The sequence below is a fragment of the Bradyrhizobium sp. Ai1a-2 genome, from assembly GCF_000426245.1.
GTDB lineage: Bacteria > Pseudomonadota > Alphaproteobacteria > Rhizobiales > Xanthobacteraceae > Bradyrhizobium.
The window spans coordinates 80,733-101,637 of the sequence record NZ_AUEZ01000026.1; the positions used below are offsets into that span (position 1 = coordinate 80,733).

At 63.7% G+C, this 20,905-nt stretch carries 20 protein-coding genes; 10 read left to right on the plus strand and 10 right to left on the minus strand.

Features of this window, described 5'->3' with window-relative positions:
* Positions 1 to 2: 2 nt before the first annotated feature.
* From sucC to K288_RS0118165, 5 genes are all read right to left on the minus strand, one after another.
* A complete protein-coding gene (gene sucC, locus K288_RS0118145; RefSeq protein ID WP_027580840.1) occupies positions 3 to 1,199 on the minus strand; it encodes an ADP-forming succinate--CoA ligase subunit beta in 1,197 nt (398 codons plus the stop codon).
* Between the two features lie 129 nt (positions 1,200 to 1,328).
* On the minus strand, positions 1,329 to 2,297 hold the full coding sequence (mdh, locus tag K288_RS0118150) for a malate dehydrogenase (RefSeq protein WP_027580841.1): 969 nt from the start codon (positions 2,295 to 2,297) through the stop codon (positions 1,329 to 1,331).
* 210 nt (positions 2,298 to 2,507) lie between these two features.
* Positions 2,508 to 3,695 (minus strand): cell division protein ZapE, encoded by a 1,188-nt coding sequence (gene zapE / locus K288_RS0118155; protein WP_027580842.1) that lies wholly within the window; start codon positions 3,693 to 3,695, stop codon positions 2,508 to 2,510.
* A gap of 147 nt (positions 3,696 to 3,842) precedes the next feature.
* A complete protein-coding gene (gene thpR, locus K288_RS0118160; protein ID WP_027580843.1) occupies positions 3,843 to 4,379 on the minus strand; it encodes an RNA 2',3'-cyclic phosphodiesterase in 537 nt (178 codons plus the stop codon).
* 175 nt (positions 4,380 to 4,554) lie between these two features.
* The gene (locus K288_RS0118165; protein WP_027580844.1) at positions 4,555 to 5,202 is read right to left on the minus strand and encodes an arylesterase; all 648 of its coding nucleotides are present in this window, start codon (positions 5,200 to 5,202) and stop codon (positions 4,555 to 4,557) included.
* Between the two features lie 55 nt (positions 5,203 to 5,257).
* On the opposite strand from K288_RS0118165, the gene K288_RS0118170 reads away from it, so the two are divergent.
* The 4 genes from K288_RS0118170 (at position 5,258) to K288_RS0118185 (ending at position 10,310) form a co-directional block, all read left to right on the plus strand.
* Complete coding sequence (locus tag K288_RS0118170) at positions 5,258 to 5,974, plus strand: ABC transporter ATP-binding protein (RefSeq protein WP_027580845.1); 717 nt, start codon at positions 5,258 to 5,260, stop codon at positions 5,972 to 5,974.
* The gene (locus K288_RS0118175) at positions 5,971 to 8,541 is read left to right on the plus strand and encodes an ABC transporter permease (RefSeq protein ID WP_027580846.1); all 2,571 of its coding nucleotides are present in this window, start codon (positions 5,971 to 5,973) and stop codon (positions 8,539 to 8,541) included. Before K288_RS0118170 ends, K288_RS0118175 begins: the two co-directional genes overlap by 4 nt.
* Positions 8,542 to 8,778: 237 nt before the next feature.
* The gene (locus K288_RS0118180) at positions 8,779 to 9,570 is read left to right on the plus strand and encodes a Bax inhibitor-1/YccA family protein (RefSeq protein WP_027580847.1); all 792 of its coding nucleotides are present in this window, start codon (positions 8,779 to 8,781) and stop codon (positions 9,568 to 9,570) included.
* A 200-nt stretch (positions 9,571 to 9,770) separates the two neighbouring features.
* On the plus strand, positions 9,771 to 10,310 hold the full coding sequence (locus tag K288_RS0118185; RefSeq protein WP_027580848.1) for a GNAT family N-acetyltransferase: 540 nt from the start codon (positions 9,771 to 9,773) through the stop codon (positions 10,308 to 10,310).
* Between the two features lie 95 nt (positions 10,311 to 10,405).
* Here the strand turns inward: K288_RS0118185 and K288_RS0118190 are convergent, their stop codons facing one another.
* The 3 genes from K288_RS0118190 to acnA all read right to left on the minus strand — a co-directional run bounded on the left by K288_RS0118190 (position 10,406) and on the right by acnA (position 14,902).
* Entirely contained in the window at positions 10,406 to 10,777 is a 372-nt protein-coding gene (locus K288_RS0118190) for a DUF2794 domain-containing protein (RefSeq protein WP_027580849.1), read from the minus strand.
* 485 nt (positions 10,778 to 11,262) lie between these two features.
* Positions 11,263 to 12,021, minus strand: a complete 759-nt coding sequence (locus K288_RS0118195; protein WP_027580850.1) for a DUF1223 domain-containing protein — start codon at positions 12,019 to 12,021, stop codon at positions 11,263 to 11,265.
* Positions 12,022 to 12,181: 160 nt separating this feature from the next.
* Entirely contained in the window at positions 12,182 to 14,902 is a 2,721-nt protein-coding gene (acnA, locus tag K288_RS0118200) for an aconitate hydratase AcnA (protein WP_027580851.1), read from the minus strand.
* Positions 14,903 to 15,130: 228 nt separating this feature from the next.
* On the opposite strand from acnA, the gene ccmA reads away from it, so the two are divergent.
* The 5 genes from ccmA to K288_RS0118230 all read left to right on the plus strand — a co-directional run bounded on the left by ccmA (position 15,131) and on the right by K288_RS0118230 (position 18,100).
* The gene (gene ccmA, locus K288_RS0118205; protein WP_027580852.1) at positions 15,131 to 15,733 is read left to right on the plus strand and encodes a heme ABC exporter ATP-binding protein CcmA; all 603 of its coding nucleotides are present in this window, start codon (positions 15,131 to 15,133) and stop codon (positions 15,731 to 15,733) included.
* Positions 15,730 to 16,398, plus strand: a complete 669-nt coding sequence (ccmB, locus tag K288_RS0118210) for a heme exporter protein CcmB (protein WP_027580853.1) — start codon at positions 15,730 to 15,732, stop codon at positions 16,396 to 16,398. The genes ccmA and ccmB overlap by 4 nt, the downstream gene beginning before the upstream one ends.
* Before the next feature lie 72 nt (positions 16,399 to 16,470).
* The gene (locus K288_RS0118215; RefSeq protein ID WP_027580854.1) at positions 16,471 to 17,205 is read left to right on the plus strand and encodes a heme ABC transporter permease; all 735 of its coding nucleotides are present in this window, start codon (positions 16,471 to 16,473) and stop codon (positions 17,203 to 17,205) included.
* Positions 17,202 to 17,384: a heme exporter protein CcmD gene (ccmD, locus tag K288_RS0118220; RefSeq protein ID WP_027580855.1), complete on the plus strand. Its 183-nt coding sequence runs from the start codon at positions 17,202 to 17,204 to the stop codon at positions 17,382 to 17,384. Before K288_RS0118215 ends, ccmD begins: the two co-directional genes overlap by 4 nt.
* Positions 17,385 to 17,509: 125 nt before the next feature.
* Entirely contained in the window at positions 17,510 to 18,100 is a 591-nt protein-coding gene (locus K288_RS0118230; protein WP_027580856.1) for a DsbE family thiol:disulfide interchange protein, read from the plus strand.
* A gap of 60 nt (positions 18,101 to 18,160) precedes the next feature.
* On the opposite strand, the gene K288_RS0118235 is transcribed toward K288_RS0118230, so the two are convergent.
* Positions 18,161 to 18,763, minus strand: a complete 603-nt coding sequence (locus tag K288_RS0118235; RefSeq protein ID WP_027580857.1) for a septation protein A — start codon at positions 18,761 to 18,763, stop codon at positions 18,161 to 18,163.
* Complete coding sequence (gene ftsY / locus K288_RS0118240) at positions 18,763 to 19,701, minus strand: signal recognition particle-docking protein FtsY (RefSeq protein WP_027580858.1); 939 nt, start codon at positions 19,699 to 19,701, stop codon at positions 18,763 to 18,765. Before ftsY ends, K288_RS0118235 begins: the two co-directional genes overlap by 1 nt.
* A gap of 48 nt (positions 19,702 to 19,749) precedes the next feature.
* Here ftsY and K288_RS0118245 point away from each other — a divergent pair, with 48 nt between their 5' ends.
* Positions 19,750 to 20,451 carry an RNA pseudouridine synthase gene (locus K288_RS0118245; protein WP_027580859.1) on the plus strand — a complete coding sequence of 234 codons (702 nt, stop codon included), beginning with the start codon at positions 19,750 to 19,752 and terminating at the stop codon, positions 20,449 to 20,451.
* Positions 20,452 to 20,905: the final 454 nt, after the last annotated feature.

Genomic DNA, 20,905 nt, shown 5'->3' on the forward strand with positions numbered 1-20,905 from the left:
TGCTAGCCTCCCTTGACGGCATTCACGATCTTCTGCGCTGCGTCATCGAGATTATCAGCGGGCACGACATTGAGGCCACTGTTGTTGATGATCTTTTTGCCCTGCTCGACATTGGTGCCTTCGAGCCGCACCACCAGCGGCACCTTCAGGCCGACCTGCTTGACCGCCGCGACGACACCCTCGGCGATCACATCGCACTTCATGATGCCGCCGAAGATGTTGACCAGGATGCCCTTCACGTTGGGATCGGCGGTGATGATCTTGAACGCTGCGGCCACCTTTTCGACACTAGCACCGCCGCCGACGTCGAGGAAGTTCGCGGGCTCCATGCCGTAGAGCTTGATGATGTCCATCGTCGCCATGGCAAGCCCGGCGCCGTTGACCATGCAGCCGATGGTGCCGTCGAGCGCGACATAGTTGAGGTCGTATTTCGATGCCTCGATCTCCTTGGCATCCTCCTCGGTCTCGTCGCGCAGCGCGGCGACCTCGGGATGGCGGAACATGGCGTTGTCGTCGAACGCCACCTTGGCATCCAGCACGCGGAGCTGTTCCTGCTTGGTGACGACGAGCGGATTGATCTCCAGCATCGCCATGTCCTTGGCGGTGAAGGCGGCATAAAGCTGGCTCACGAGCTTCTCGGCCTGCTTGGCGAGATCGCCGGAAAGGTTCAGCGCCTTGGCGACGGTGCGGCCGTGATGCGGCATGATGCCGGTGGCCGGATCGACGGAGAAGGTGACGATCTTTTCCGGCGTGGAGTGCGCGACGTCCTCGATGTTGACGCCGCCTTCGGTCGAGACCACGAACGAGACTTCAGAAGTCTCGCGGTTGACGAGGATCGAGAGATAGAACTCCTTGTCGATGTCGGAGCCTTCCTCGATGTAGAGGCGATTGACCTGCTTGCCATGCACCCCGGTCTGCACCGTCACCAGCGTGGCGCCGAGCATCTGCTTGGCGAATGCGGCGACTTCAGCCACCGACTTGGCGATCCGCACGCCGCCCTTGTCGCCGGCGGAGGCTTCCTTGAACTTGCCCTTGCCGCGGCCGCCTGCATGGATCTGGCTCTTCACCACCCAGATCGGGCCGGGAAGCGTCTTGGCCGCCACCTCAGCATCTTCAGGCTTGAGCACGGGTACGCCGCGCGAGATCGGCACGCCGAATTCGTGCAGCAGTGCCTTGGCCTGATACTCGTGGATATTCATCGGGACGCTCCCCAAAACCTTGTACGGCGAGTTCTACAGTTCACCTTGGTAGTTGGCATACCACATACCAAGAGAACTGCAACCTGGAAAATGCTTTCGGCCCCGATCGGGGCCGAAGACTGAACGAAATCAATGACCGAGCAGATCGGGCGCGATCTTCTTGCAGGCGTCGACCAGACCCTGCACCGCGCCGACCGACTTGTCGAAGGCCTCGCGGTCCTTGCCGGCCAGTTCGATCTCGACCACGCGCTCGACGCCCTTGGAGCCGATCACCACGGGCACGCCGACATACATGTCCTTCACGCCGTATTCCCCGTTGAGGTAGGCGGCGCAGGGCAGCACGCGCTTCTTGTCCTTCAGATAGCTCTCGGCCATCGCGATCGCGGACGCCGCCGGCGCGTAGAAGGCCGAGCCGGTCTTTAGGAGGTTGACGATCTCGGCGCCGCCATTGCGGGTCCGGTCGACGATCTCGTCGATGCGCGCCTGCGAGGTCCAGCCCATCTTGACCAGATCGGGCAGAGGGATGCCGGCGACGGTCGAGTAGCGCGTCAGCGGCACCATGGTGTCGCCATGACCGCCAAGCACGAAGGCGGTGACGTCCTCGACCGAGACGTTGAACTCATCGGCGAGGAAATAGCGGAAGCGCGCGGAATCGAGCACGCCGGCCATGCCGACGACCTTCTTGCTCGGCATGCCGGAGGCCTTCTGCAGCGCCCAGACCATGGCGTCGAGCGGGTTGGTGATGCAGATGACGAAGGCATCGGGGGCATACTTCTTGATGCCCGCACCGACCTGCTCCATCACTTTCAGATTGATGCTCAACAGATCATCGCGGCTCATGCCGGGCTTGCGCGGCACGCCGGCGGTGACGATGCAGACTTTGGCGCCATCGAGCGCCTCGTAGGAATTGGCGCCGACCAGACTGGAATCGAAGCCGTCGACCGGCGAGGACTGCGCGATATCAAGCGCCTTGCCCTGCGGCACGCCCTCGGCGATGTCGAACAGCACGACGTCGCCAAGCTCTTTCAGGCCGATCATGTGAGCCAGCGTTCCGCCGATCTGGCCGGAGCCAATCAAAGCAATCTTGTCGCGCGCCATGGGAAATCTGTCCTTTGAGCACAAAGAGGAGGATGGATAGCAGACTGGCTCGCTGGTTATCCCTTTCGAATGATCCATTCAAGTCGCGGCCATGCCCATTTGTCGGGCCGGCTCCGCATCCTGATCAGAGGCATACCAGCACGACTGTCGTTCCAGGCCGTCGCCACCCCGGTCGCGCGAACGCGCGCCCCGGAATGAGTGCGTGGGACTCTACGTTTCGACCAGCCCCGTGCTCGAGCCGCTGGCGGTGGAATCCTTTCGCTTCCCGTGTGGAAGCGCCAGATAGGAGGCGGAGCTCATTTCGATCAGGCGCGAGGACGTGCGCTTGAATTCATTGGCCTCGACACCCTCGGTCGCAAGGTAAAGCGACACCGGGTTCGCTTGGGCGGAGGCCATCAGCTTCACGGCATTGTCATAGAGCGTATCGATCAGCGAGATGAAGCGCTTGGCGGCGTTCCGATCGGCCAGATCCATCACCGGGATCCGATCGATCAGAATGGTGTGATAATCGTGCGCGAGCCTCAGATAGTCGGAGGCCGCCAGCGGCTCCTCGCAAATCTCGGCAAAACTGAACCGCGCGACGCCGTGCGACGAGCAGGGCACGTGCAGGATGCGTCCCTTGATCGGAATTTCGCGCGGCTTGCAGGGCGCTTTGCCGGTCATCCTGGCCCAGGCCGTATTCAGCGCGGCCTCCGCCTCCTCATCGACGGGCACCAGCCACATCTTCGCGCCGGCTAGTTTTTCCAGGCGGAAATCGGTGCGCGCATCGAGCTGCAGCACATCCATATGGTCGGAGATCTGCGCGATGAAGGGCAGAAACAGCGCGCGGTTGAGCCCGCCTTTGTAGAGATCTTCCGGCGCGACGTTGGAGGTCGCGACCACGACGGTGCCGAGTTCGAACAGTTTGGCGAACAGCCGCCCCAGGATCATCGCATCCGCAATGTCGGTGACGTGGAATTCGTCGAAGCAGAGCAGCCAGGCTTCATCGAAGATCGCCTGCGCGGTCAGCGCGATCACGTCGGTATCGCCGATCTCGCCGCGCGCGATCTGCTGCCGATAGCCGAAAATTCGCTCATGCGCTTCCGCCATGAACTCGTGAAAATGGGCACGGCGCTTGTGCTCGATCGGACACTGCTGGAAGAACAGGTCCATCAGCATGGTCTTGCCGCGGCCGACCTCGCCATGGACATAGAGCCCACGCGGTGGTTCGTTCTTGTCGCCGCCGAACAGCCGGCCGAGCAGGCCCTGCTTGCGCGAGGGCTTGTAGCTTGCAAGACGGTCCTCGAGCGCGCCGAAGGCGTCGGCGACGCGGGCCTGTTCCGGATCGGCTTCGATTGCCCCGGAATCAACGAGAGCCTGATAATGCGCGCGGAAGGAACTCGGCGAGGTGGAGAGCATGCCCTCTTACGGCCCTATGGGACAGAAAATTGCAAGCCGTGAATGGGGCCGGGGCTATGACAAATTCTAACGGCGGTCATGCCCCGGTGATTGGCCCCGGGGCGTCCCCATGTCGCCATCGCCGCCCTGACCTGAAGCGGGAGGCGTTCACGCGCTCAGCGCGTATGAATCCTCGATCACATACGGTCCGCCGCCGGTCGAGGCGCGCGAGGAGAACAGCACGAAGCGCGACGCCAGGAAGGTGCGGCTCGGGAAGTAGCCGCGCACCGAGAGATAATCGGCAACGTCCCGACTCGAAGCGTCATGCAACCGCGCCAGCGTGACATGCGGTGTGAACTTGCGCCCTTCCGGATCGAGTCCGATACGCTGCATCAACCGCTCAAGCTCGGCCTGCAGCTCGATCAGCGGCTTGCTCGGCTCGACAGAGGCAACCACCGCACGCGGCTTGCGTCCGCCGAAGCTCGATAGCCCCTGCAGCTTGACCTCGAACGGCTTGCGGTTGATCCGCAGCAGCATCGACGCGATATCGTTGGCGTAGGCGCCGTCGATATCGCCGATGAAGCGCAAGGTGACGTGGTAATTTTCGGGATCGATCCAGCGTGCGCCGGGTAGGCCGCCACGCAAGCCGGAAAGGGTCTGGCCGATCTCGGCCGGGATTTCCAGTCCAGTGAACAGACGCGGCATCGCAAGATCCTCGATGCGGTAGCGTGAGCTCGAAGAGCCCTCGCTGAGAATAGCCCGGCAGCGAATCACCGGTGATTATTTCTAGCCGACTTATATGACTCTGCGAAGCACGCGACATTAACAGCTCGTAAACCTACGGAAAAACCGCAAGCCAGGCTTGTCCACTGCCTGTTTTTCAACTCCGCTGCCCGGAGATCGTGCCAACGAATGCCTCCACGGTGGGCAGGATATTTTTCACGATGATGTCGATGCCGTCGGCGGTGGGGTGCATGCCGTCGGCCTGGTTGAGCTTGGCGTCCGCCGCGACACCGTCAAGAAAGAACGGGTAGAGCGGCACACCGAAGGATTTCGAAAGCTCGGGATAGATCGCATTGAAGCGCGCCGCGTAGTCGGTGCCGTAGTTGGGGGGCGCAACCATGCCGCAGATGAGCACCGCCACTCCGCGCGCCTTCAGCCGCGACAGAATGTCGGTGAGAGCTGCACGGGTCACCGCCGGATCGACGCCGCGCAGCGCGTCGTTGGCGCCGAGTTCGAGGATGACGGCATCGGTTCCCTCGGGCACCGACCAGTCGAGCCGCTCGCGGCCGCCGGAGGCGGTGTCGCCGGACACCCCGGCGTTGATCATATCGACCTTTATCCCTTTGGCTTCCAAGGCTTTTTGCAGTTTCGCGGGGAACGAGGCGTTGGCCGGAAGGCCAAGTCCGGCGCTCAAGGAGTCGCCCACCACCACCATCTTGACCGGTTTGGCCGCTCCTGCCGATGGCCCCTGCGCATAGGCGGTGGCTGCTGTCATCAAGGTCACAATCAACAAAAGTATGTGCACGAATGTCGCAATCCGGCCCTCGACCCGTGCGGCGGAAGTGCCATATGACCGAGCCATGGACAGTCTCATCGAACCCTCTTCGCTTTCCGACGCCGCGTCGGACACCATTTCCATTTCCAACGTCAACCTCTCGCTCGGCTCCGGTGCGGCCCGCGTTCATATCCTGAAAGATATCAGCCTTCGTGTGGCATCGGGGGAAGCGATCGGACTGATCGGGCCGTCAGGCTCAGGCAAGTCGACCCTGTTGATGGTGATGGCGGGATTGGAACGTCCTGACAGCGGCGAGGTAGTGGTCAACGGCACGCCGTTCAATACGCTGGATGAGGACGCACTGGCGCGTTTCCGCGGCCGCCAGGTCGGCATCGTCTTTCAGTCGTTCCACCTGATCCCTACCATGACGGCGCTCGAAAATGTCGCGGTGCCGCTCGAACTCGCCGGCAATCCCGACGCAGCCGAACGCGCCGCCACGGAACTGACATCGGTCGGCCTCGGCCACCGGCTGCACCACTATCCGACGCAGCTCTCCGGCGGCGAGCAACAGCGCGTGGCGCTCGCGCGTGCGCTGGCGCCCGATCCCGCGATCCTGGTCGCGGACGAGCCGACCGGCAACCTCGATGAGACGACCGGAAAGCAGATCGTCGACCTGCTGTTCACCAAACATGCCGAGCGCGGCATGACGCTGGTGCTCGTCACCCACGACTCTTCCCTGGCGCAACGCTGCGACCGCGTGGTGCGACTGCGCTCGGGACGGATCGACGGACAGTCCGCATGAGCATTGCTGTCGAGGCTGTCACGACAAGCCGTGCACCATCGCTCGCGCTCCGCTACGCGCTACGCGAGCTGCGCGGCGGCCTGCGCGGTTTCTATGTCTTCATCGCCTGCATCGCGCTCGGCGTGATGGCCATCGCCGGCGTCGGCTCGGTGGCGGCTAGTCTGAGCGAGGGGCTTACGCGCGAAGGCCGTTCGCTGCTCGGCGGCGACGTCAGCTTTTCCCTGATGCAGCGCGAGGCCAAGCCGGCCGAAATCGCGTTCCTGCGCACGCATGGCGACGTCTCCGTCGGGGCAACTCTGCGCGCGATGGCGCGCAATCCGGCGGGCGCGCTGGCGCTGGTCGAGCTCAAGGCCGTCGACGGGTCGTATCCCCTGCTCGGCGAACTGACGCTCAATCCGAAGATGCCGGTCTCGGACCTCCTCGCCGAGCGCGACGGCGTGTTCGGCGCCGGCGTCGATTCGACCTTGCTGGCGCGGCTCGACCTGAAGCTCGGTGACGACGTCACCATCGGCGGCGCGACGTTCCAGGTCCGCAGCGTGATCGAGTCCGAGCCGGACAAGCTCGTCGGCGGTGTTGGCCTTGGCCCCCGCTTCCTCGCCAGCGAGGCCGGCCTGCGTGCAACCGGGTTGCTGCAGCCCGGCAGCCTGGTGCGCTGGGTCTACCGTGTGAAGCTGCCGGCCAATGCGAATGACGACCGCGCGACCACCACCTTCATGGATAGCGCACGCAATGCGCTGCCCGAAGCCGGCTGGGAGATCCGCAGCCGCGACAATGCCTCGCCGCAGCTCGAACGCAACATCAACCGCTTCACCCAGTTCCTGACCCTGGTCGGCCTCGCTGCACTGCTGGTCGGCGGCGTCGGCGTCGCCAACGCGGTCAAGAGTCATATCGACCGCCGGCGCGACGTCATCGCATCCTTCAAGGCGCTCGGCGCCACCGGCCGCGACGTCTTCACGATCTATCTGACCCAGGTGATCGTGCTCGCCACCATCGGCTCGGTGATCGGACTTGCGCTCGGCGCCGCCCTGCCCTTCGTCATCGTCGGCGTGTTCGGGAAGCTGCTGCCGCTGCCGGTGGTCCCGGCGCTGCATCCCGATGAACTCGCATTGTCGTTCGTCTACGGTCTCCTGACCGCGCTGGCGTTCGGCCTGTGGCCACTCGGCCGGGTGCACGACGTGCCGGTGGCCGCGCTGTTCCGCGATACGGTCGCGAGTGAATGGCATCGGCCGCGCTGGAGCTATCTGGCGCTGATGGCCGCGGTGATCGCGCTGCTGATCGCCGTTGCGATCGGACTTTCCTACGATAAGCGCGTCGCCGCCGTGTTCGTCGCCTCTTCCATCGCAGTCTTCGTGCTGTTGCGTTTGATCGCTGCCGGGTTGATGGCGCTGGCGCGCAGGCTGCCGCGGAGTCGGATCACTATGGTGCGACTCGCGGTCGCCAACATCCACCGGCCCGGCGCGCTGACCCCGTCGGTGGTGCTCTCGCTCGGCCTCGGGCTCGCAGTACTCGTCACCATCACCCAGATCGACGGCAATCTGCGCCGCCAGTTCCTCGCCGCCCTGCCCGACCGCGCGCCCTCGTTCTTTTTCATCGATATTCCGTCCACCGAGGCCGACCGGTTCAGCGCTTTCCTCAAAGAGACCACGCCGGACGGAACGGTCGAGGACGTGCCGATGCTGCGCGGACGCATTGTTGCGGCACGCGGCGTCAAGGCGGACGAGCTGAAGCCGGCGCTCGACGCCGAATGGGTGCTTCAGAGCGACCGCGGCCTGACCTACACCGGGGAGGTTCCCAAGGGCTCGAAGATCGTCGAGGGCGAGTGGTGGGGCGCCGACTATCATGGCCCGCCGCTAGTCTCGATGGAGAAGAAGATCGCCGACGGGCTGAGGCTCAAGATCGGCGACGAGATCGTCGTCAACGTGCTCGGCCGCGATATTTCGGCGAAGATCGCCAATCTCCGCAACATCGATTGGCAGGGGCTCGGCATCAATTTCGTGCTGGTGTTTTCGCCGAACGCCTTCAAGGGCGCGCCGCACAGCCACGTGGCGACCTTGACCGAGGCGCATCCGTCCCCGTCCGACGACGCCCGTATCATCAAGCAGGTCGCCGACGCTTTCCCGATGGTGACGAGCGTCCGGGTCCGCGAGGCGCTGGAGACCATCGGCAGCGTCGTCACCAATCTCGTGCTGGCGATCCGCGGCGCCAGCGCGGTGACGCTGATCTCGGCCATCCTGGTGCTGGGTGGCGCGCTCGCCGCCGGCCACCGCCACCGCGTCTATGACGCGGTGATCCTGAAGACACTCGGCGCCACCCGCGTCCGCCTGCTGGGCGCCTATGCGCTCGAATATCTGATGATCGGCTTTGCCACCGCGCTGTTCGGCGTGTTCGCCGGTTCGATCGCCGCCTGGCTGATCGTCACCCGCCTGATGACGCTGAGTTTCGTCTGGGAGGCCGGCAGCGCAGCTGCGGTGGTGGTGGCGGCCCTGATCGTCACAGTCGGGCTCGGACTGGCCGGCACATTGTTGGCCCTGAACCAGAAGCCTGCCGCAGTGTTGCGGAATTTGTGACAATTTGAAGCGGGGAACGACCTCGGTTAATGCCGGTTTTGCCTTGAAACAGGGGCCAGAGCGACATTCAGCCGCGCGTGGAAGGTTGCGGCGGTTGTGTTAGTTTCCCACATACAGCTTGGGTCGGATGGGCGGTTTGATGACACGGATTTTAATGTCCGCAGGCCGCGCTATCTGAGATAGATTATACCGGCGCCGCAAATCCCTTGCGACCGGAACAACCACGGGAATTCGACAATGTCGGACCTAGACCGTAACTATGCCTCTCCCTTCGGCCGGGCAGCCGGTCGCATTGACACTGCGACGGTCGACGCCGGTCTGCGCGCCTACATGCTGCGCATCTACAACTACATGACCATCGGCCTGGCGATCACTGGCCTGGCCGCGCTCGGCGTCTATATGGCGGCGGTGACGGCGGATCCGTCCGCAGCCGTTGCGAAGTTCGGCAACGCCTACCTGACGCAGTTCGGCTATGCGATGTTCGTCAGCCCGCTGAAGTGGCTGTTCATCCTCGCGCCGCTGGTGATGGTGTTCGTGATCTCGGCCGGCATCAACCGGCTGCAGCCCGCGACTGCCCAGCTCCTGTTCTGGGTGTTCTCGGCGCTGATGGGCCTCTCGCTGTCGTCGATCTTCCTGGTGTATACGCACACCTCGATCGTGCGGGTGTTCTTCATCACCGCGGCGACCTTCGGTGCGCTCAGCCTCTACGGCTACACCACCAAGCGTGACATGAGCGGCATGGGCTCGTTCCTGTTCATGGGCCTGATCGGCATCATCATCGCGAGCCTGGTCAACCTGTTCCTGGCGAGCTCGGCGCTGCAGTTCATCGTTTCGGTGGTCGGCGTGCTGGTGTTCGCGGGTCTCACCGCCTGGGATACCCAGCGGCTGAAGAACGACTACATCTACGGCTACGCCTCGCAGGGTGGCGCGATTGCCGAGCGTGCGGCGATCACCGGCGCACTCTCGCTCTACCTGAACTTCATCAACCTGTTCACGCTGCTCCTGCAGCTCCTCGGCCAGCGCGACTAAGCGCTCCGGGAGAACCGACAAACAAAGCCCCGGCCTCACCGCCGGGGCTTTTCGTTTGTCCTCTCTGCACCATGCCCGGGCTCGTCCCGGGCATCCACGTCCACCATTGGCGAGAAAGGCGTGGATGGCCCGGGTGAGGCACGGCCATGACGGACAACGAGAGCGGTTGCTCTCCGGAACCCCGCTGCTATCTTGCTGTCATGTCCGCCGCCGAGATCAGGCCCGCCACCGAGGCCGACCTTCCCTCCGTCACCACGATTTACGAGCACGCCGTGCGCTTCGGCACAGCGACGTTCGAGCTGGTCCCGCCCGACCTGGCGGAGATGACGCGCCGCTTCAGGGCGCTGACGGATGGCGGCTTCCCCTATTTCGTCGCCATCCTTGACGGACGCGTGGTCGGCTACGCCTATGCGAGCGCCTACCGCCCGCGTCCGGCCTATCGCTTCACGGTGGAGAATTCGATCTATCTGGATCCGTCGATCCACCGCCGCGGCATCGGCCTGCAGCTGATGCAGCGGCTGATCAGCGAATGCGAGGCGCGCGGCTACCGGCAGATGATCGCGGTGATCGGCGATTCCGCCAACGCCGGCTCCGTCGGCGTTCACGTCAAGACCGGCTTCACGCTGATCGGAACCCACCCCAGCGTCGGCCTCAAGTTCGGCCGCTGGCTCGACACGGTGATGATGCAGCGCCCGCTCGGCGACGGCGCGACCACGGTGCCGGCTGAGGATGATTCGTAGCCCGGGTGGAGCGCAGCGCAACCCGGGGCTGGTCACGCCACGCGAGATGTCCCGGATTGCGCTGCGCTCCATCCGGGCTACGAACTGAAAGGTCGCTACACGACCGCCAGCTTGCGGTCGATCACGAGCAGCACGCGCTCCAGCTCATGGCCGCGGCGCAGGATCAGGCCGGTCGCCGAGATCACGCTGTACATGCCCTGCTTGCGAGTGAGCCGCGGGTCCTTCTCAATGCGGTAGATCGGGACTTCGGAGGCGCGGCGGAACACCGAGAACACGGCGCGATCCTTCAGGAAGTCGATGGCGTAATCGCGCCACTCGCCGTCGGCGACCATGCGGCCATAGAGATTGAGGATCCGATTGAGTTCGAGACGATTGAACGTGACGCGGTTCTGTAGCGGGCTGGTAGCGGCGGGTCGCGCCGCCGCGCGAAGCCCGCTTGGATCAGTGTCCTCCGATATCGATATCATCAAGCGCCTCCTGTCATCCGTGTGACATGATTGCGCTAACCGGCCAGCACCGCAAGGGTTCGCGGCCGGCCGCGCGGCATATGGGAAGATTTTCCGGGAGTCACAGTATCGTTAGAAAGAATCTTATTGCTGCCCCACTTCCGCCCACCGCCCGCCCCGCTACCCTGCGAAAAGAAAATCCTGCGTTGGCCCGGTTCTTTCGGTTCCGGATTCCTCAGCCCCCAGCCCCCCGGGGCCGTCGGGACCGGGCCTGTTCGCAGGGGAGTTAACTCCCTTTTGACTGGGCCAACGTGAGTTGGTCCTTTTTCTTTTTGAGTTTCGCCCTTTCGGGGTCTCCCCAAGCATCATTCCAACAGTACAGTACTGGCTAGAGCACCGCGCTCGCCAATCAGCGTGCTTGAAACCCGCAATGCAGAAGCAATCGCGTGGGTTCCGGGGTCGAGCGCGGGCCCCCGCAATGACGAAAGTTGGGTTTAGGCTCGACCTTACCGCAGGGGCGTCATGGCCGCGCCGAGCATCGGGCCCGGCTTGTCGCGACTGCCGTCCTGGACGTAGACAACGGCGGCATCGACGCCTTCGCGCGTGATGTTCTCGATCGGCACGGTCCAGCTTCCCGCGCTGCCATTCCAGTCGCCGACCTTCAGGAGATTACGCACCACGTTGTGGTAGGTGATCTCGCGGCCGCGATTCTCGCCGCGCCCGATCGAGATCGGCACCGCCTTTGAGACCGAACAGATCCAGACTTCGCCATGGCGGGCGCGCGGCGCGCTGCTCGCTGCCACCGAAACGTTGATCTGCTTGCCGGACAGTGACATCGTCACCGGTATCGACATCACGCCCTCGGTCGCGGTGTCCTTGATCGCGGTCTCGATGCCGGCGCGATCGCTGCCGATCACCTTCGCCGATCCGTTAACGATAACTTGGGGTGTATAGACGTCACGGTCGCCACGCACATGCGAATAGGCTTTCTGGCGCGCGCTGAAGCGCGAATCGGCCAGCGTGTCTTTCCACCCTAGGTAATCCCAATAGTCGATCGGCATGCTGAGCGCGATAACCTCAGGGTCCTTGGCGAGCTCGCCGATGATCTTGTCGGCGGGCGGGCAGGACGAACAACCCTGAGAGGTGAAGAGTTCGACGACCGCACGCGGATCGGCGTGGGCAGGTCGAATGATCGCGATAATGGCGCAAACGCTGAGTGCACCGGACCAAAGCGAAAGACGATTATAAGCCATCATCGCTGTCATAGTGAGAACCAATCGTGATGATTTCCATCCGTACTTGTACGGGGCATGAGAGACGATCCTGACGAGCACGCCCCTGATGTGCGAAAGGCGGCCTTTTCATAGGCCGCCTGCATTTCTCTAGCCATTCACGTCGCGGTGAGGCACCGATCACAAATCCGCGTTAGGCTGCAAGTTTGCGCAGCACGTAATGCAGGATGCCGCCGTTGCGATAATAATCAAGCTCATCGAGCGTATCGATGCGGCAAAGCAGCGGGACATGTTGCACCGAACCGTCGCTGGAGGTGACGTCTGCCGTCAGCATCTGCCGCGGCTTCAGATCACCCTGCAAGCCACGAATCGTGACCTTCTCGTCGCCCTTGATGCCGAGCGACTGCCATGACGTGCCCGGCTCGAAGGTGAGCGGCAGCACACCCATGCCGACCAGGTTGGAGCGATGGATGCGCTCAAAGCTCTGGCAGATCACTGCACGAACACCGAGCAGGCGGGTGCCCTTGGCAGCCCAGTCGCGCGAGGAGCCGTTGCCGTACTCGGCGCCGGCGAACACGACGAGCGGCACGCCTTCGGCCTGGTACTTCATCGCGGCATCGTAGATCGACATCTGCTCGCCGTCGGGCCAGTGCTTGGTGTTTCCGCCTTCCGGAATGTTGCCGTCGGCGCCCTTGAGCATGAAGTTCTTGATGCGGATGTTGGCAAAGGTGCCACGCATCATGACCTCATGGTTGCCGCGCCGCGTACCGTACTGGTTGAAGTCGGCGGGCCGCACCTGATGCTCGCTCAGGAATTTGCCGGCGGGCGAAGTCAGCTTGATCGAGCCGGCCGGCGAGATGTGGTCGGTCGTGATCTTGTCGCCGAACATGGCGAGGATCCGCGCCTCGACGATGTCGGTGATCGGCTCGGGCTCCTTCTTCATGCCTTCGAAATAAGGCGGGTTCTGCACATAGGTCGAGCTCATGTTCCAGCGATAGGTCTCGCTCTCGACCGTCTTGATCTTGCGCCAGTTGGTGTCGCCCTTGAACACGTCGGCGTATTTCTTCTTGAAGATCGACGCGGTGACGAACTTCTTCATGAAGGCGTTGATTTCCTTCGCGGTCGGCCAGATGTCCTTCAGGTAGACCGGCTTGCCGTCCTTGCCCTCGCCGATCGGCTCGATGGCGAGATCCTTGGTCACGGTGCCTGCCAGCGCGTGCGCCACGACCAGCGGCGGCGAAGCGAGATAGTTCGCCTGCACGTCCGGGCTGACGCGCCCCTCGAAGTTGCGGTTGCCCGACAGCACGGCAGCGGCAACGATGCCGTTGTCGTTGATCGACTTCGAAATCTCTTCCGGCAGCGGACCGGAATTGCCGATACAGGTTGTGCAGCCGAACCCGACCAGGTTGAAGCCGACCTTGTCGAGATCGGCCTGCAGGCCGGAATTGGCGAGATATTCCGCCACGACCTGGCTGCCCGGGGCGAGCGAGGTCTTCACCCACGGCTTTGCCTTCAGGCCCTTGGCAACCGCGTTGCGCGCCAGCAGGCCGGCGCCGATCAGGACGCTCGGGTTCGAAGTGTTGGTGCAGGAGGTGATCGCCGCGATCACGACATCACCATGGCCGAGATCGAAGTTGCGGCCCTCGACCGAATAGCGCTTCGCCGCATCATCGGCCTTCTTGTATTCGCTGGTCAGCGCGGTCGCGAAACCGGTCGCGACGGTCGGCAGCGCAACGCGGCCCTCGGGGCGCTTCGGACCCGCCATCGACGGCACCACGTCCTTGAGGTCCAGGGTGAGCGTTTCCGTGAACACGGGGTCTGTCGATTTCGCCGTGCGGAACAGACCCTGTGCCTTGGCATAGGAAGTCACTAGCGCGACGCGGTCCGCCTTGCGGCCGGAGGTCTTCAGATAATCGATGGTCGCGGCGTCCACCGGGAAGAAGCCGCAGGTCGCGCCATATTCCGGCGCCATGTTGCCGATCGTCGCCTTGTCCGCCACCGAGAGATAATCGAGGCCGGGCCCGAAGAATTCGACGAACTTGCCGACCACGCCCTGCTTGCGCAGCATCTGCGTCACCGTCAGCACCAGGTCGGTCGCGGTGACCCCCTCCTTGAGCTGGCCCTTGAGCTTGAAGCCGACCACTTCGGGCAGCAGCATCGACAAGGGCTGGCCGAGCATGCAGGCTTCCGCCTCGATGCCGCCGACGCCCCAGCCGAGCACGGCAAGGCCGTTGACCATGGTGGTGTGCGAATCAGTGCCAACAAGCGAATCGGGATAGGCGACCTCGAAGGTGCCGGTCTTCTTGCCGACAGTCATCTTCTCCTTCTTGGTCCATACCGTCTGGGCCAGATATTCGAGATTGACCTGGTGGCAGATGCCGGTGCCGGGCGGCACCACCGAGAAGTTCGAGAACGCCTTCTGGCCCCATTTCAGGAACTCGTAGCGCTCCTGGTTCTGCTTGTATTCCTCGACCACGTTCTTGGCGAAGGCCTTGTTGTCGCCGAAGAAGTTGACGATCACGGAGTGGTCGATGACGAGATCGACCGGCACCAGCGGGTTGATCTTCTCCGCATCGCCGCCGAGATTCTGCATCGCGTTGCGCATCGCCGCCAGATCGACCACGGCGGGAACGCCCGTGAAATCCTGCATCAGCACGCGGGCCGGGCGGAAGGCAATTTCATGCTCGAGCTTGCGCTTCCTCAGCCATTTGCTGACCGCGACAATATCTTCCTTTTTGACGGTGCGGCCGTCCTCGTTGCGCATGAGGTTTTCAAGCAGCACCTTCATCGAGTATGGCAGCTTCGAAATGCCCTTCAGACCGTTCTTCTCTGCCGCGGGCAGGCTGTAATAGACGTAGGTCTTGCCGCCGACCTTCAGGGTCTTGCGGCATTTGAAGCTGTCGAGCGATGTCATGCGAGGAAATCCCACTTATTTCGTTATACCCATCGCGGGTATCTTTATACCGGCAGCGGCGAGGTCGGCTTCCGAGCTTGCGGGGACCGATGGTGTGCTGCATCAAGTTCCGGGGCTTATAGAATCTTTCTAGAAGCGCCGCCACACCGACGAGCGCGCCACAGCGTTGCGCCACCCAAAAATTCTCAACGGCTAGCGAAAGATTTTCAGAGGGCTGTGAAGGGCATGATGCGGCTCTCGGGAAAAGACTTGCGATGCGTGCGCGGCGGCCGCGAAGTGTTTGCCGGTCTCGGCTTTGCCGCGTCTTCCGGCGAAGCGCTCGCCATCACCGGCCCCAACGGCTCGGGCAAGACATCGTTGTTGCGCGTGATCGCCGGCCTGCTGGTGCCGTCGGACGGCTCGATCGCGCTCGATGGCGGGGAGGCTGAACTGACCGTGGCCGAACAGGCCCACTATCTCGGCCATCGCGACGCGCTCAAGCCGGCGCTGAGCGTGCTCGAAAATCTTTCCTTCTGGCGGGATTTTCTCGGCGGCGAAGCGGACGACGCCGGCCGATGCCTCACCTTGGTGGGTCTCGATCATGCTACGCATCTGCCAGCGGCCTATCTCTCCGCAGGCCAGCGCCGACGGCTGTCGATCGCACGGCTGCTGGTCGCACGGCGGCCGGTCTGGCTGCTGGACGAACCGACCTCCGCGCTCGACACCAAGGGCCAGGACCTCTTCGTAGGCTTGATGCGCGACCACCTGGCAAACGGCGGCATTGTGATCGCCGCCACCCATACCCCGCTCGGCATCGATGTCAGGGAAATGCGGATGGGAGCGGCGCCATGACCGCGCTATCGGCACTGATTCGGCGCGATATCCGGATCGCGCTTCGCGTCGGCGGCGGCGCACTGATCGGCGTGCTGTTCTTCCTCACCGTCACCGTGCTGATGCCGTTCGCGGTCGGGCCGGACTTGGCGCTGCTTTCGCGGCTGGGACCCGCGATCCTCTGGCTCGGCGCGTTGCTTGCGAGCCTTTTGACCCTTGACCGGCTGTTCACGGCCGACCATGAGGACGGCTCGCTCGATCTCATCGTGATGAGCCGGACGCCGCTGGAACTCGCCTGCGCAGCAAAGGCGCTGGCGCACTGGCTTGCCGCCGGGCTGCCGCTGATCGTGGCGACGCCCGCGCTCGGGCTTTTGCTCAATCTCGACGGCACCGCGACCGTGGCGGTGGCGCTGACGCTCCTGGCGGGAACACCGGCGCTCACCTTCACCGGCATGATCGGGGCCGCGCTTGCCGTCACGCTGCACCGCGGCGGACTGCTGCTGGCCGTGCTGGTGCTGCCGCTGTCGATTCCGGTGCTGATTTTCGGCGTCGCGGCCTCGCAGGCCGCGATTACGGGCCCGATGTCGTTCGGAACCCCGTTTTCGATCCTGTGCGCGCTGTCGCTGGTGAGTTTCGTGGTCGGGCCTTTTGCCGCAGCCGCCAGCCTGCGGCACGGGCTGGATTGAGCTCAATCAACTCTTCACGAGAGGTTTTGGGCCAATTGCCTGCGACGCCGGCCGCGACTATCAGAGAAAGCCATGAGCCTGATCGACCTCGCCAACCCCACGAAATTCCTCGCGCTGACCGCACGGGTGCTGCCGTGGCTTGCCGGCGCAACCGTGATCCTGCTCCTGATCGGGCTCTACCAGTCCGCGATGGCGCCGGACGACTACCAGCAGGGTGCGACAGTCAAGATCATGTTCATCCACGTGCCGAACGCGTGGCTGTCGATGTTCGTCTGGGGCATCATGAGCATTGCCTCGCTGGGCACTCTGGTATGGCGGCATCCGCTCGCCGACGTCGCGGCCAAGGCCGCGGCCCCGATCGGCGCCGCCTTCACCTTCCTTGCCCTGGTCACCGGCTCGCTATGGGGCCGGCCGATGTGGGGCACCTATTGGGAATGGGACGCGCGGCTCACCTCGGTACTGATCCTGTTCTTGATGTATCTCGGCCTGATTGCGCTGTGGCGCGCGGTGGAGGATCCCTCGCGCGCGGCGCGTGCGGCCGCAGTGCTGACGCTGGTCGGCGCGATCAATATCCCGATCATCAAATTCTCGGTCGACTGGTGGAACACGCTGCACCAGCCGGCATCCGTGATCCGGATGGGCGGACCGACGCTGGACAACGCCTTCCTGATTCCGCTCCTGATAATGGCGATCGCATTCTCGCTTCTGTTCATCACGCTGCATCTGGCGGCGATGCGGAACGAGATCCTGCGCCGCCGGGTGCGCAGCCTGCAGATGATGCAGGCCAACCAGCAGCGGGCGGCGTGATGGCAGCGCTCGGCCCCTACGCCTCCTTCATCGTGACGTCCTACGGGCTGGTGACGGCCGTTGTGGCGCTGCTGATCGTCTGGATCTTTCTCGACTATCGCCAGCAGACGGCGCGGCTGCGCGAACTCGAGGCCAGCGGCATCGTCAGGCGTTCCGGGCGCAGCGCGGCGGAGATCTAGAGCATGATCCGGAAAAGTGGAAACCGGTTTTTCCTCGCGACAAACACGAGCGTTTGCGCGGAGATCATGCTCGAACAAAGAGGTGAGATCATGCATCCGATTCCATCCAATCGGATCATGATCTCATGAGCGAACCGATTGCCGAAACCGCGCCGCGGAGCCGGCGCTGGCTGGTGGCGCTGCCGCTGGTGGTCTTTGCCGCCCTCGCGGCGCTGTTTCTGCTGCGGCTCTATGGCGGCGATCCCTCGAAGATTCCATCGGCGCTGATCGGCCGGCCGGCGCCGCAGACCGCGTTGCCGGCGCTCGAGGGGCTGGTCAGGGATGGCGTGCAGGTGCCCGGACTCGATCCTGCCGCCTTCAAGGGCAAGGTCAGCCTCGTCAATGTCTGGGCGTCCTGGTGCGTGCCGTGCCATGACGAAGCGCCGCTCCTGACCGAACTGGCCAAGGACAACCGGCTGCAGCTCGTCGGCATCAACTTCAAGGATGCGCCTGACAACGCCCGCCGCTTCCTCGGCCGCTACGGCAATCCCTTCGGCATCGTCGGCGTCGACGCCAACGGCCGCGCGTCGATCGAATGGGGCGTCTATGGCGTGCCCGAGACCTTCATCGTCGGCCGCGAGGGCACCATCGTCTACAAGCTGGTCGGACCGGTGACACCGCAGAATTTCGACAGCGTGCTCAAGGTCGAGATCGAGAAGGCGCTGAAGGGAACGTAGCGCCCCTCCGTCATTCCGGGGCACGCGCAGCGTGAACCCGGAATGACGAGCGGAGAGAGACTACCCCTTGCTCACATCCCCAGCCTCCGCCTCGCTGCGCTCCAGCGAGACCGGCTCGAGCTGATAGCGCTTGATCAGCGGCATCTGGGTCACGGCAAACAGCATCGTCAGCGGCACCATGCCGAATACCTTGAAGGTGACCCAGAAATCGGTGCTCTGGGTGCGCCAGATGATCTCGTTCACGACCGCCATCGCCAAGAACCACAAGGCCCAGCGGAAGGTGAGGATGCGCCAGCCGTGCGGGGTGAGGTTGAACATCTGGTCGAACATGATCGCGATGAAGGAGCGGCCGAACAGCAGGCCGCCGCCGAGGGTAGCGGCGAACAGCGTGTAGACAATGGTCGGCTTCATCTTGATGAAGGTCTCATCGTGCAGGATCAGCGTCAGCGCCCCGAACACGACAACAACCACCGCCGTGACGATCGCCATCAGCGGCACATGCCGCGTCACCACGTAGGACGCGATCATCGCAGCCACCACCGCCACCATGAATACGCCGGTGGCGATGAACAGGTTCGACTTGGCATTGGCGAAGAAGAAGATGAGCAGCGGACCAAGCTCGGTCGCGAGCTTGAACAGGGGATGCGGTACTTTCTTGTCCATTACTCGATCCCTGCGATTGCCCTGGCGAAATCGCGCGCGGTGAAGGGGGCAAGATCGTCCACGCCTTCGCCGACGCCGACAAAATGTACCGGCAATTTATGCTTCTCCGACAGCGCCACCAGGATGCCGCCCCGCGCGGTGCCGTCGAGCTTCGTCATCACGAGGCCGGTGACGCCAGCAGTACGGTGAAAAGCCTCGACCTGCGACAGCGCATTTTGTCCCACCGTAGCGTCAAGCACCAGGAGCACCGCATGCGGCGCCGTGGCATCGACCTTCCGGATCACGCGCACGACCTTTTCGAGCTCGTTCATCAATTCGGCCTTGTTCTGCAGCCGGCCAGCGGTATCGATCAGCAGCACGTCGAGCTTTTGCTCCTTGGCCGTGCTCAGCGCATTGAAGGCGAGGCTTGCGGAATCCGAGCCCTGTGCGCCCGCGACGACAGGCGATTTGGTCCGTTCGCCCCAGATCTTGAGCTGCTCGATCGCGGCGGCACGGAAGGTGTCGCCGGCGGCCAGCATCACCTTGCGGCCTTCGGCCGAAAACTTGGCCGCGAGCTTGCCGATGGTCGTGGTCTTGCCGGAGCCGTTGACCCCGACGACGAGGACGACGAATGGCTTCTTCGCCGCATCGATCTCGAGCGGCCTGGCCACCGGCGCCAGCACTTTCTCGACCTCGGTCGCGACCACGGCCTTGACCTCGTCGGCCGAGATCTCCTTGTCGTAACGTCCGGCGCCGACGGCGTCCGCGATGCGCACGGCGACGTCGGTACCGAGATCGGCGCGCAGCAGCACATCCTCGATATCATCGAGCATGGCGCGGTCGAGCTTGCGCTTGGTGACGAGGCCCGCAACGGCAGCGCCGATCGAACTCGAGGTCCGCTTCAGCCCGTTGGAGAGCCGCTTCCACCAGCTCAGTTTGGGTGCAGTGGTATCGTTCATGGCAGGGGTGTGTTAGCCGTTTCGCCCCGCAAACGAAAGTCTCGACGCGTGAACGATGTTCCACAATTGACGCCGGCGGAAATCGAGGCCCGCGTGCTCCATCGCGACGGCCTGATGCTGGTGATCGATAAACCGGCCGGAATTCCGGTGCATCGCGGCCCAAAAGGCGGCCCCAACCTGGAAGCTTCGTTCGACGCGCTGCGTTTCGGCCTACCGCGACCGCCGGTACTCGCCCATCGGCTGGACCGGGACACGTCGGGCTGCCTCGTCCTTGGGCGACATCGCAAAGCAACCGCCTCGCTCGGCCTGTTGTTCAAGCACGGCAAGATTTCAAAGACATATTGGGCCGTGGTCGAAGGCGGGCCTGCCGAAGAGCAAGGCACGATCGAGCTTTCGCTCGGCCGCAAGAACGCGGAGCGCGGCTGGTGGCAGAAGCCGGACCCGGAAGGTCAAAAGGCCGTGACAAACTGGAAAGTGCTCGGCCGCGGCGCCGGTCTCGCCTGGCTTGCGATGGAACCGGTCACCGGCCGCACCCATCAATTGCGCGTGCACGCTTCCGCCATGGGCTGGCCGATCGTCGGCGACAACATCTACGGCAACGGCCCGCGCTTCGGCGAACCGCGCCTGCATCTGCACTCGCGCGAACTGGTGATTCCGATTTCGAAGAACAAGGAGCCGGTGCGCGTCACCGCGCCGGCGCCCGAGCACATGCATGAACGGCTGAGGGCGTGCGGCTGGAATGGGGCGTAGGCTGCCTTCTTCCTCGCATGGGAGAAGAAAGAGCGGACGCCAGTTGATGCGCCCTCGCCCCTTGTGGGAGAGGGCAGCTCCGCAGCCAGCAGCGAACTCACCAGGGTGAGGGGTTCTGTCCACGAACACCGGTGCTCGCGGAGACAACCCCTTGTATCTGCACGGGCACGATTTGTGCGATGGAAGCGACTTAGCGCCTTGGCCGGTGGCCACCGGCCAAGGCGCGTGGCGAAGTCGCCCGTTACCCCTCCGGCCACAACCGTGGATGAGCTCTGGGATCTTTGCCATGTCACGTACGACCGAACAGTCGCTTGAGTTCCAATCGCATGGACAAGGCAGGTTACCGTGAAGAAGACGATTTGTGGAGTGGACGTTTCGAAAGCCCGGCTCGATGTCTGCATCGAACCCGGGCATCGGTTTGCGAGCTTCAATAACGATACGGCAGGCTTTGCAG